Annotated in this window: 7 protein-coding genes and 1 tRNA gene; 3 read left to right on the forward strand and 5 right to left on the reverse strand. The window is 52.4% G+C overall.

Going from position 1 to position 12,236, the window contains the following annotated elements:
- Window positions 1-76 precede the first annotated feature (76 nt).
- Window positions 77-150: transfer RNA gene (locus NXT01_RS09120), tRNA-Leu, on the reverse strand.
- 107 nt (window positions 151-257) lie between these two features.
- Between NXT01_RS09120 and polA the strand changes: the two genes are divergently transcribed.
- Entirely contained in the window at window positions 258-2,939 is a 2,682-nt protein-coding gene (gene polA / locus NXT01_RS09125; protein WP_396124775.1) for a DNA polymerase I, read from the forward strand.
- Window positions 2,940-2,956: 17 nt separating this feature from the next.
- On the opposite strand, the gene NXT01_RS09130 is transcribed toward polA, so the two are convergent.
- Window positions 2,957-3,721: a class I SAM-dependent methyltransferase gene (locus tag NXT01_RS09130; protein WP_259080298.1), complete on the reverse strand. Its 765-nt coding sequence runs from the start codon at window positions 3,719-3,721 to the stop codon at window positions 2,957-2,959.
- A gap of 196 nt (window positions 3,722-3,917) precedes the next feature.
- Here NXT01_RS09130 and rpsA point away from each other — a divergent pair, with 196 nt between their 5' ends.
- Window positions 3,918-5,390, forward strand: a complete 1,473-nt coding sequence (gene rpsA / locus NXT01_RS09135; RefSeq protein WP_259080299.1) for a 30S ribosomal protein S1 — start codon at window positions 3,918-3,920, stop codon at window positions 5,388-5,390.
- A 673-nt stretch (window positions 5,391-6,063) separates the two neighbouring features.
- Here rpsA and NXT01_RS09140 read toward each other — a convergent pair.
- The 3 genes from NXT01_RS09140 to NXT01_RS09150 form a co-directional block, all read right to left on the reverse strand.
- On the reverse strand, window positions 6,064-7,683 hold the full coding sequence (locus NXT01_RS09140; RefSeq protein ID WP_259080300.1) for an aspartate:alanine exchanger family transporter: 1,620 nt from the start codon (window positions 7,681-7,683) through the stop codon (window positions 6,064-6,066).
- A 298-nt stretch (window positions 7,684-7,981) separates the two neighbouring features.
- Entirely contained in the window at window positions 7,982-9,124 is a 1,143-nt protein-coding gene (locus NXT01_RS09145; RefSeq protein WP_259080301.1) for an 8-amino-7-oxononanoate synthase, read from the reverse strand.
- Complete coding sequence (locus NXT01_RS09150) at window positions 9,117-9,848, reverse strand: 6-carboxyhexanoate--CoA ligase (RefSeq protein ID WP_259080302.1); 732 nt, start codon at window positions 9,846-9,848, stop codon at window positions 9,117-9,119. The genes NXT01_RS09145 and NXT01_RS09150 overlap by 8 nt, the downstream gene beginning before the upstream one ends.
- A gap of 347 nt (window positions 9,849-10,195) precedes the next feature.
- On the opposite strand from NXT01_RS09150, the gene NXT01_RS09155 reads away from it, so the two are divergent.
- On the forward strand, window positions 10,196-12,229 hold the full coding sequence (locus NXT01_RS09155; RefSeq protein WP_259080303.1) for a glucose PTS transporter subunit IIA: 2,034 nt from the start codon (window positions 10,196-10,198) through the stop codon (window positions 12,227-12,229).
- The last annotated feature ends 7 nt before the right edge of the window (window positions 12,230-12,236 follow it).

Consider the following 12,236-nt stretch of genomic DNA (forward strand, 5'->3'; position numbering starts at 1 on the left):
TATATGAGTATCAGATTTTTTATAATGTGATAGCAAAACCGCCACGTGTAAAAATACTCCGTGGCGGTGACTATCGTGCCCCTGGTGAGACTCGAACTCACACTGGACGGGTTTTGAATCCGTTGCCTCTGCCAATTGGGCTACAGGGGCGCACGGGGAAATATTAACCTATTTTCTAGATTTCTGGAAATCCCAACGTCATCCTACCCATCCCCGACTATTCCCGCGATCGACTAGACTGGTCTTTCGTGACTGAGATGGAGAACAACAAAATCGACGCCCCACGCCGCCTTATGCTCATTGACGGTCATTCTATGGCTTTCCGTGCTTTCTACGCGCTTCCGAGCGATAAATTCTCCACGTCTGGAGGTCAGCACACCAATGCTGTCTACGGTTTCCTTTCTATGCTTGCAGGATTAGTACGCGAAGAAGAACCCTCTCATATCGCGGTGGCCTTTGACCTCGAGGCTCCTACTTTTCGCAGTGAACTGTTCCCAGATTACAAGGCACAGCGTGCGCCCACCCCTGAGGAGTTCAAAGGGCAAATTTCGCTAATCAAGGACGTGCTTGAAGTCCTTGGCCTGAAAACCATCGAAAAAGACCATTATGAGGCCGATGATGTGATTGCCACATTGGCTACCGCCGCTCAACCCCTTGGTTTTACTACTCTTATAGTTACTGGAGATCGCGATTCTTTCCAGTTGGTGAACGATTCCACCACGGTGCTGTATCCCATGAAGGGGGTTTCGGTTATGCACCGCTTTACCCCTGAAGCTGTGCAGGAAAAGTATGGTCTGAGTCCTGAGCAATACCCGGACTTCGCAGCTCTTCGGGGCGACCCATCGGATAATCTCCCCTCGATTCCAAAAGTGGGAGAGAAAACCGCAACCAAGTGGATTACCCACTACGGTAATCTAGACAACTTGCTTGCGCATGCTGAAGAAATTGGGGGAGTAGTAGGCAACAATCTCCGCGAGCGCATTGATCAAGTGCGTATGAATCGCACGCTCACCGAGATGGTCAAAGATCTTCCCTTAGAATTGTCCCCGGAGCAGCTCCAGCGGGGAACGGTCGATATTACGGCGGTTCTGGATAAATTTTCAGATCTCGAATTTGGTAAAAATCTTCGCGAACGCATTTTTGAAGCCCTAGGTTTAGGGGAGCAACCTCAGACTCAGGAATCGGCCCGCGACGAAAGAGAACTCATCGAAGACAGTCAACCTGTCCATCATTGGTTAGAAGATCCTAGCCGTGACCTAGCTGCGGGAACGGCGGTCTATATTCAAGGGAGAGGAACACCGGCGAGCGGCGACGCCTATGCCTATGCACTCCTCGATAGCAAGAACCATGTTATCGTGGGTGACTTTGCAGATCTGAGCCCCGAGGAGGAGAAGGCGCTGGCTAAATTCTTCTCCAGCGACGCCCCCAAGATTATGCATGAGGCCAAAGCGTGCTACCACATGTTAAAGGGACGCGGGTTCACTTTATCGGGGATCCGCCATGATACTGCTGTGGCTGCCTATATATTGCGCCCCGGCCAGCGAACCTACTCTCTCGAGGATGTTTATCAGCGGCATCTTCAGGGACAACTCGGTGCCGATAACGGGGGTCAATTGAGCTTGATCGACGAGGATAACCATCGCATCCTTAAGGACTCTGTTCGGGCAATTATCTCGCTAGCTGAATCCTTGACCAAGGAATTGCAAGAAATGGACTCCTTCGAGCTTTATAGCGACTTAGAGATTCCTCTTATCCAGTCACTCGCTGTGATGGAGGATGCCGGAATTGCGGTGGATCGAGCTGTGTTAGAGGAACAGCTGGCAGACTTCAAAGACCAAGTGGCCAGGGAGGAAGAGGCAGCACGTGAGCTCGCGGGTGACCCGACGCTCCTCCTGACCTCACCGAAACAGCTGCAGGTTGTCCTTTTTGAAACTCTGGGACTTCCCAAAACTAAAAAAACCAAGACAGGCTACTCCACAGCAGCTAAAGAGATTGAAGCGCTTGCTGTCAAATATCCGCATCCCTTCCTTGATCATCTTTTAGCACACCGCGAATATCAGAAAATGAAGACCACTCTAGAGGGTCTGATTAAAGCTATCGGCGAGGATGGGCGTATTCACACCACCTTTAACCAAACTGTGACGTCCACGGGCAGACTATCCTCCACGGAACCTAACCTGCAGAATATCCCAGTGCGAACTGCAGCCGGGCGCAAAATCCGCTCCGCCTTCACTCCTGGGCCAGGGTACGACACGCTCTTGACTGCCGATTATTCCCAGATTGAAATGCGAGTGATGGCGCATCTTTCGCAAGATGTTGGCCTTATTGAGGCGTATCAACGTGGTGAGGATCTTCATAATTACGTGGGATCAAAAGTATTTGATGTCCCCGTTTCTGAAGTGACGGCGGAGTTGCGCCGCCGCGTCAAGGCCATGTCCTACGGGCTGGTCTACGGGCTCTCGGCCTTCGGCCTATCACAACAGCTGGGAATCACCCCAGGTGAGGCCAAGGGAATCATGGAAAACTACTTCGAGCGCTTTGGTGGAGTTAAACGTTATCTTGATGATATCGTCGAACAAGCTCGACGCAGTGGATACACAGCTACCCTCTTCGGGCGCCGGCGTTATTTACCAGAGTTGAGTTCCACAAATCGGGTTGCTCGGGAAAACGCCGAACGTGCGGCTTTGAATGCGCCCATCCAAGGAAGCGCTGCCGATATCATTAAAGTTGCTATGTTGCGCGTCGACCGGCATTTGGAGAAAACGCAATCTCGGGTGCTCCTCCAAGTCCACGACGAGTTGGTGGTAGAGGTAGCTCCCGGGGAACTCGACATGGTTACCAAGATTGTGGAAGCCGAGATGGACCGAGCCATATCGCTCTCGGTTCCCCTGGAAGTATCAGCCGGACATGGAGCTAACTGGGAAGAGGCTGCCCACTAAAGTTTCTAGTGGTGGCCTTATAGAGGGCGGTGAGCCTGAATGATCATAGTACCTGGGAAAATTTTGCCGCGGAGAGGAGACCATTGGCCCCACGTTGTTTCCAAAGAATCCGGCCATTCGGGTTCGACGAAGGCGTCGATGTGAAAACCACTGGTGGCTAAGGCGTTGATGTGGTCGGCCAAGGTGTGCTGAAATTCCACATAGTCAGGGCAAGTATCGTCAGCGGAATATTCCACGTAGTCCTTCTCAAAGTACGATGTGACTGCCATGAGTCCTGCTTCGCCTGGATCGTCGAGAAAAACCCATCGCATGGGATGGTTCGTGGAATAAACAAAACGTCCACCGGGGGTGAGCAAATTATAGATTGAACCAAATAACTCGGTGAGATCTTCCACGAAAGGAATGGCGCCAAAAACCGAGAAGACACAATCGAATGTTTCTTGGGCAAAGGGGAGAGCTGTGGCATCAGCCTGTACTAGAGGCAACGAGGTCGCTGCATACTTGAGCATGGACGATGAAATGTCGAAGCCCACCACGAATGCGTGGGGGAAGCGCACCTTCAACCACTGGGAACAGGGAGCCGAGCCGCAGCCTAGTTCGAGGACAGTATGCTGGGAGAGATCACCCAGCAACTGGGCCTCTTGCTCGTGAAGCATCTCAGGGCACCAGTAAAAGGATGACAGATATTCAGCATGACTTCTGTGGTACTGCGTGGCATCGAGGTCCCAATATTTTTGATTGGCCAATGAGGCTATTGGGGTTGGAGTTTTATCGGCAAACACAGCGACCCATTCTATTTGCTTTAGCTGGGAAAATGGCGTATCCTTGGCCACGCGTGTCTATGTTCGTATCGCCATCTTGCTTATGTAGGGAAGTAAGACGGGATGCGGCGAGATTGAATCGCTCTCTTTAGATGCAATTCAAGAGACATGAACTGTCCATCATCGATTCCTACATATTTCGGAGCACTTTTAACTTATGACCTCCAAGAACGTACCTCAGGTCGCTGTCAACGACATCGGCTCTCCTGAGGATTTCCTCGCAGCCATCGACGCCACCATCAAATATTTTAACGATGGAGACATCGTCGAAGGTACCGTGGTTAAGGTTGACCACGATGAGGTTTTGCTCGATATCGGATACAAGACCGAAGGTGTCATTCCGGTACGCGAGCTGTCCATCAAGCACGATGTCGACCCCGGCGAAGTAGTCGAGGTTGGCGACGAGATCGACGCCCTAGTTCTCACTAAAGAGGATAAAGAAGGTCGTCTGATCCTGTCCAAGAAGCGCGCTCAGTACGAGCGAGCATGGGGCGCCATCGAAGAACTCAAGGAAAAAGACGAGGCCGTTACCGGTACCGTTATCGAGGTTGTCAAGGGCGGCCTCATCCTTGATATTGGACTGCGCGGCTTCCTGCCAGCTTCTCTCGTTGAAATGCGCCGCGTGCGTGAACTCGACCCTTATATCGGTCAGCAGATCGAAGCAAAGATCATCGAGCTCGATAAGCAGCGTAATAACGTTGTTCTTTCCCGCCGTGCATGGCTTGAGCAGACCCAGTCTGAGGTTCGCTCGGAGTTCCTGCACCAGCTGCAAAAGGGCCAGGTACGCAAGGGTCACGTGTCTTCCATCGTCAACTTCGGCGCTTTCGTCGATCTCGGCGGTGTTGACGGCCTCGTTCACGTATCCGAGCTCTCCTGGAAGCATATCGATCACCCATCCGAGGTCGTCACCGTTGGTGACGAAGTAACCGTAGAGGTGCTCGACGTTGATCTTGACCGCGAGCGCGTATCGCTCTCGCTCAAGGCAACCCAGGAAGATCCATGGCGCGTCTTCGCACGCACCCACGCTGTCGGCCAGATTGTTCCCGGCAAGGTTACCAAGCTCGTTCCATTCGGTGCTTTCGTCCGCGTCGAAGAGGGTATCGAGGGTCTCGTACATATCTCCGAGCTGGCTCAGCGTCACGTCGAGGTACCAGACCAGGTTGTCAACGTCAACGAAGAGGCAATGGTTAAGGTCATCGACATCGATCTCGAGCGTCGTCGCATCTCCCTCTCCCTCAAGCAGGCTGATGAGGACTACACCGAGGAATTCGATCCCTCGAAGTACGGTATGGCCGACTCCTATGACGAGCAGGGCAATTATATCTTCCCTGAAGGCTTCGATCCTGAGACTAATGAATGGCTCGAGGGCTTCGATGCTCAGCGTCAGGAGTGGGAGGCTCGTTACGCCGAGTCTGAGCGTCGCTTCCAGCTTCACACCCAGCAAATCGAGCGGAACCGTGCCGCAGCCGCTGAGGCTGCCGCAGCGGGTGAGTCCGAAGGTGGAAACTACTCTTCCCAGTCTGACCAGGCAGCTCCGGCCGAAGCAGCGGAAGTAGCAGCGGAAACCGGTGGCTCACTTGCTTCTGATGAGCAACTTGCCGCTTTGCGCGAGAAGCTCGCTGGCAGCTAAAGCTCGCTGTGCGTAATCCCCATTCACCTGAATGATCAGGTGAATGGGGTTTTCTTTATTTTCCGCTATGAACTTAAGTCGGCTGCTCAGGTATTCGCCCTCCTAGACAATTCAACGGATAGTCACTTGCGCGTTAATTAGGCTGCTGTCGAGCTGCTAAAGCGACGTTCATATCTGGTTTAGGTAAAGCACCCCATCAGTCACTTAATGGGCCAATTTATTCTGTTGGTGGTTGCTTTCGCCGTTTCGTCGACCATGCCGATGGGGAAGGTAACTTAATTTTCCTTTTTCCCATTGCTAAGAATTGTAGAGTCACCTGTGAGAGGATTACTCGAGTTTGTTGATACGTTGATGAGGTCAAAGTTGAGTATCTTACAAAATTTCAACCCCTCGGCGCGCTGCAGGTTCCGGCCCGAGGAGCTGATCTCATCGCGGGCACCGTGAATACCGTGGCGCTTTGAGACCTAGGGTTTTAGTAGTGGACTCTAGTCGTTCATACGTTACCCTTTCACCAAAGCCAAGATACCGGTAAAGAGCTACAGTATAGATCTATAGTTATGGCAGCAAGGGGCCATCTAGAGGATGGTCGGGCTCTCTGCGATTGGGGGTTCAAACTCAAAAAAAGCTCGCCTCCTGTTAAGGTGAAGCGAGCTTTTCCGTCTTGGATCAGGCGTTAAGTGAGGACAAGAGCAAACGCGAGTAGCTGGGCACAGAGGATCTTCGTGACCATAGCCATCGGGTATACCGTCGTGTAGCCAATAGAGGGCAACTCGTTGCGGGTATGGTCCGAAACATAGGATAAAATTGCAGGGTGGGTCTGCATACCTGCGAGGATGCCAGCTACTTGACCGAATGGAATTTTGAGTAATTTATAGCCCACAATCAGGGTGCACAAACTCATGGCAATCGTGCCTATAGCGCCAACAAAAATAATCTTTAGAGATTCTGGATCTTTCAGGGCTTCTCCGAAACCAGCACCGGCGGTGGTACCAATTCCAGCAAGGAAGAGTGTGATACCGAATTGACGCAAGGCCAAATTAGCGCCATAAGGTACTTGCCACACTACAGGACCGGTGCGCTCGATATAGCCGAGAAGTAATGCCACGATGAGGGGGCCGCCCGCGGAGCCGAGCTTAAGTTCAGCGCCACCAACAAGAGGAAGTGCCACCATGCCTAGCAGTACACCGAATCCGAGGCCCGTAACCAGGGGAAGAAGGTTAATATCGGACAGGGATTTGTAGGAATCGCCGAAGATCCTTGTGGCTTGATCGATTCGACCTCGAGGAGCCACAACGCGAACTCGATCGCCTAACTGCAGGACGGTATCTGGGGTGGCCACCGTGTCCATATCCCCTCGGCGCACCTGTGTCACCAACATATCGTGGAGACGAGAACGTAGCTTGCGGAGAGGGATACCAACAATATCTGGGGACGACACAAAGATTCTGCGGTAGTCAATAGTCTCGCCGTGAGTGGGAGAGCCAGGGACGTGCTCACCGACGAAGGCGCCCACCTTGTCGAGCTCCATGGCTGTGCCAACTATCGAGACCGTGTCGCCGAGTTCGGCTTCATCGCCTGGTTCTGGCAGGTAGAACTTACCGTTATGCTCGATTCGGGATACTATAATCTCCAATTCGAAGGCATGGGGCCATTGATTGATGGGGGGTAGGTTCTCTTCGGTGACCTTGAATCGACGAGTCTCTAGAGGGGTGACAGCTACGCCTGCGTCTTTTGCTTCCTGCTCGTGATTGATTTTAAAAACTTTGGACATGAGTGCGATCGAGAGAATGACACCGAGCACACCAATGGGATAGGCAAGCGAGTACGCAACGACAGGAAGCTCTGCTACGTCACTATTTTCGTTACCTAGAAGCTGTGGCATGGTATCCACAATGGCAGCCATAGCAGGAGTATTCGTGCCAGCACCGGTAAATAGTCCCGCTCCGGAAGCGGCATCGATTCCAGCAAGCTTGATAGCTATATATGAAATCCCGGTCAGCACAATGATCATGCTAAAGCCCAGCATATTGTTTTTGAGCCCGATAGTTTTCATCGATGCGAAAAATGTTGGGCCGGCTTCGAGCCCGATGGTATAGACGAATAGGCTCAAACCCACAATGAACAAAATGGGGGGTAGGGTGATGCGCGGTTCAATGGTAGCGAAGGCCAGACCAACGAAAAGCACAGCAGCTACGCCGAGTCGAAAATTTCCGATCCGAATCTTCCCTACGAGTAATCCGACGGCCATGATGGTGATCAAAGCGAGGAGCTGATTTTCAACAAGTAATTGCACGTTACCTATGGTGGCACGCAAAAAAACATAATTCAACCTGCGGTTTAGTGATCTTGATGGGGGTAGGCGCACAACTCTTTCGCCTAAACTCTCATCTTCTCGTCAACGCTATTGGGAATTTGTGTCCAAATAGGGCTAAGTCTGTTTATCGCTCGTGCACTAAGCTCTGCGAATCGAGGGGAAGGGTGTTTTTTCTCCAATCCAATGGGGGTAACCTCCCATGCTTTTACAGTGACATTATACGAGGATGTGTGATCAAAACTTCATCCTTATTGAAAGTAGACGAGCGTGACATAGTTTAGCTATTGCAGACGATTGAGGCGACCAGTCGATCAATATCGGCTTCGGTGTGCAAAGCAGAAAGGCACAACCGGAGTAATGCTTTCCCGCGGGCAACAGTGGGATATCGAATGGCGGGGGCATATATCCCGGCATCTTCGAGATTGCGAGCGATGGTTATAGCTAGGCGTTCATCGCCAATGGGAACCGGGATAATGGGATGGGGGACCGAGGGCGATTGCATTCTCATCGATGCATAAAAATATCCGATGACCTCGTGCAGACGAGCGATGAGTTGATGATCGGTATCGAGAATTCGGAGAGCCTCGCTACAGCTTCCAACTGTGGCTGGAGTTGGAGCGGTGGAATAAACAAAGCTACGAGAGTGGTTGTAAAGGAATTCCCGCACCGGAGTGCTGCAGAGAGCAAAGCCCCCCTCCACACCCAAAGCTTTAGATGCAGTTCCGATTAATATATCGGGCTTTATACCGGCCCACTCGCTGACGCCCCGTCCAGTCCGTCCCACGGTGCCTACCCCATGTGCATCGTCGATGAGCAACCACGCATCGTAGTCGGCGGCTAGCTGCGCCAGTCTGGGCAGATCCACCACCGAACCCGACATAGAGAAGACACCATCGGAGATGATAAGAGCGTGTGGAGTCGTGCGGTGGCTCAACGCGCGGGCGAGGTATTCGAAATCCTGGTGGGGGTAGATTGTGAGCTGAGAGCTTTTAGCGAGCTTAATACCATCAATGAGCGAGGCGTGGTTGAAGGCGTCGGAAAACACTGTCACCTCGGGACCAGCTAGTGCTGAAATGACGCCCAAGTTGCACAGATAGCCGGTAGCGAAAAAAATACAGTCGGAGTAACCGAAGAACTCCGCTAGTTGGTTCTCTAGCATTCGATGAATCGTTTCGCCGGATGTTAGCCGAGACCCACCAGAACCTGCACCGTATAAATTGGAGGCTTTTTGTCCAGCCGCAATGACGCGGGGATCGCACGCGAGCCCCAAGTAATCGCTGCTTGCAAAACTAAGTGTGGGATGCCCATTGAGGACTGTGCGCGGTTGTGGGGCGGTGTCGAACCGACGGGGACTTCGCTGTAACTCAGCTGCCTCCCATTGGTGGTTCCAGGATGTGGTGACGCTGTTCAGACTAGTCATCGTGACCACCGTGGAAGTGTCCCGTGACAAGGACGGGTTGGTCTTCGAGATAAGCGATCGTACGCCCGAGGTCGAAATTATATTGGGTACTATCCACGATGATCACTCGACCACCACTACCGTTTTTCTTCATATTAGGAATTCGGTAATAGGTTCCTGCTAATGCTATATAACCTGTTGTGTAGTCGGGATCGTCACTCATGCAAAGTTCAGCCACAACCCCAGGTGCACTAAGGGTTTTCGTTGCCAAAATGCGAGCCTCGACGTGGTGATTCTTTGATCCTCGGTGGATAGTGTGCTCATAGTCAAAGGTGCTAACTCGAATACCGCGATGCCGATCGGGCTCTATGCGGCGGAGTCGGCGAGCATCTAACAAGGCGGCCCCACGCATGTCTTTAATTGAGAAAATCAAGTCTTGCGCCAGTTCTGCCGCGGAGGTGCTAAGCCCATTTTTGGTTAATAGTTCTGCGATACTGGTGCCGGCGGGAAGCTCTACGCAGGGAAGTAGAGGGACACGCAGTGGGTCTTGGTCTAGTCTCTCGACGCGCAAGGAGATGCTATCCGGCTCTGCCTTAGGATGAGTGAGGGCGCGCTCTATTAAATCTGCTGCAATCTGGGTAATATCGCTAGGTTTGTCTCTAGCGGAAGCGTTCGTGAGACGTTCGGCGCCGGAGATGTGGGTTCCTTGGTTGGAGGCATGCATGCGGATTGAGTAGTAGGCCATGGGCTAACAGAGTAACAGGATAGCTGGGCATGAGGGGGAAAGGGATGTGGGAAACGGGGTGAATCTCGCGGTCAAAATTGTGGGTTTGCTGTGGTTTTGCTGTGGGTTTATTTTTGAGTCATGTGAGAAAATCCGCTTGCTTTCTTGAATGTGAGCTGGGCTATGCAATATACTGGGAGGGATTGTTCTGTGAACCAAATTTTTGGTCGGAACAAACCAAGAAAGGTTCAGCCAGATCATTGAGTGGCAGCATCGTTGCTGACTCAGGCGGTTGGATCGAAGAGAGTGAGTCCTAGGTGCTTACTCTTTTACGTTTTTAATGTAAATCTCTAGCGAAAGGCCTGAAAATGGCTGAAAAAACTACCCTGGGGACCGCCTCAGAGTTTATCCTCGATAAGATCGGGGGTGCGGAAAACGTCGCCTCGATGACGCACTGTGCCACCCGACTCCGCTTCCAGCTCAATGATCAGTCCAAAGCTGATCAGAAGGCTCTCGATTCTCACCCTAAGGTCCTCGGTGTTGTACCGCAGGGCTCCAATGGCCTCCAGGTCGTCAAGGGTGGCGATGTTGCCAATTATTACCAGGAGCTTACGAAACTTCCAGGTATGGGAGCCAAAGACAGTGCCGCCGAGTCTTCGAAGAAGCAATACGACGGTGTCAGAGGCAAATATAGCTGGGTGGACTACTGCTTCGAGTTCCTCTCTGATACATTCCGCCCGATTCTCTGGGCTCTTCTTGGCGCCTCGCTGATTATCACCATGCTCGTGCTGGCTGACACCTTCGGCTGGCAAGATTTCCGCCAAGATGTCGCAGAGCAGCCTCCGGTCTATCAGCTACTCCACGCCATGTGGACTTCCGTCTTCTACTTCCTCCCCGTCATGATCGGTGCTACCGCAGCGCGTAAGCTGGGAGCAAACGAGTGGGTGGGCGCCGCCATTCCCGCCGCTTTGCTCACTCCCGCTTTCATGGCGATGGGTAGCAAGGGTGACGTCGTAGATCTTGCTGGTCTACCACTAGTTATTAACGAGTACTCCGGTCAGGTTTTCCCTCCGATTATGGCTGCAATTGGCCTGTTCTGGGTGGAGAAGGGTCTTAAGAAAATCATCCCGAGTGCGGTGCAAATGGTCTTTGTACCATTTATCTCCCTGCTCATCATGATCCCAGCTACCGCCTTCTTGCTCGGCCCCTTCGGTATTTTCATCGGTAACGGAATTACCAGCGTTTTGACAGCGGTAAACGGTTTCAGCCCATTCATCTTGGCTATTTTGGTTCCTTGCCTCTACCCATTCCTCGTTCCATTGGGTCTGCACTGGCCGCTCAACGCCATTATGATCCAAAATATTGCAACCCTCGGTTACGACTTCATCCAGGGCCCCATGGGTGCATGGAACTTCGCCTGCTTCGGAGTTGTTACCGGCGTTATGGTCATCTCCATCCGTGAAAAGAACAACGGCATGCGCCAGGTTTCCCTTGGCGCAATGATGGCCGGTCTTCTTGGCGGTATCTCTGAGCCTTCGCTCTACGGCGTGCTGTTGCGCTTCCGTAAGACCTATTTCCGCCTCATTCCGGGTTGTATCGCCGGTGGTGTCGTTATGGGTATCTTCAATGTCAAGGCTCAGGCTTTCGTCTTCACCTCGCTGCTCACAATCGGCGCTATGGACCCCGCTGGTGGATACGCAATCGGTATTGCCGTCGCTTTCTTCACCTCCATGTTCTTAGTCATTTTCCTCGATTACCGCACCAAAGAAGAGCGTGACGAAGTGCTTGCTAGCCTGGCTAGTCAGCGTGAGACCGAGATTGAAGCAGCTCCGACTGTCGCGACTCCTGCTCCTGCTGCTACTCCAGCCGCTGCACCTGCTGCAGCCGCTACTTCCGGTGGCGCAGTCGCTGTTGCCACTCCGGTTAAGACCGCACTCGAAGAGGGCGCTTTGACTGAGCTGGTTTCGCCCCTCGCCGGCGCAGCTATCACCCTCAGTGAAGTTCCAGATCCCATCTTTGCTGCTGAAAAGCTTGGCAAAGGCGTAGCGATTGTTCCCACGGGTACAACCGTTTACGCTCCAGCTGACGCAACTGTCATTTCCGTTCCTAAGTCAGGCCATGCCGTAGGCCTGCGTCTGGACAACGGTATTGAGCTGCTTGTTCACGTTGGTATCGACACCGTTCAACTCGGTGGCGAGGGATTCGAGATTCATGTGGAGCGTAAACAGCATGTAACTGCTGGAACCCCGCTGATTTCCTTCGATCCTGAATTCATCAGCTCAAAGGGCTATAACTTGGTGACGCCAGTACTGGTTACCAACCACGCGAAATTCTCAGACGTGAGCGGTTTGGCCCCACAAAACGTGGATACCAATACCGTAGTAATTCGCACTCAGAAGTAGTATCTTC

It is taken from the genome of Corynebacterium sp. ES2775-CONJ (assembly GCF_024814515.1).
Lineage (GTDB): Bacteria > Actinomycetota > Actinomycetes > Mycobacteriales > Mycobacteriaceae > Corynebacterium.